This is a genomic window from Bacillus sp. GbtcB14 (assembly GCF_019091205.1).
Taxonomy (GTDB): domain Bacteria; phylum Bacillota; class Bacilli; order Bacillales; family Bacillaceae_G; genus Bacillus_A; species Bacillus_A cereus_AG.
This window is the reverse complement of sequence record NZ_JAGXJT010000241.1, coordinates 1-247: the sequence shown is the minus strand read 5'-3', so window position 1 is coordinate 247 and position 247 is coordinate 1. Positions and strand designations below refer to the sequence as shown.

Genomic DNA, 247 nt, shown 5'->3' with positions numbered 1-247 from the left:
CGAAGTGGCTAAACGCGGCGGACTGTAAATCCGCTCCTTCGGGTTCGGCAGTTCGAATCTGCCCCCCTCCACCATTTACATAGGGGCATAGTTTAAAGGTAGAACTGAGGTCTCCAAAACCTCCAGTGTGGGTTCGATTCCTACTGCCCCTGCCAAATATATTTACACAACATGGCGGTTGTGGCGAAGTGGTTAACGCACCGGATTGTGGCTCCGGCATTCGTGGGTTCGATTCCCATCAGTCGCC

General features: G+C 53.4%; 2 tRNA genes. Both read left to right on the top strand.

Annotation, left to right across the window (positions count from 1 at the left end):
- The first annotated feature begins 81 nt into the window (after positions 1-81).
- Positions 82-155: transfer RNA gene (locus tag KVT31_RS29830), tRNA-Trp, on the top strand.
- 19 nt (positions 156-174) lie between these two features.
- Positions 175-247: transfer RNA gene (locus KVT31_RS29825), tRNA-His, on the top strand.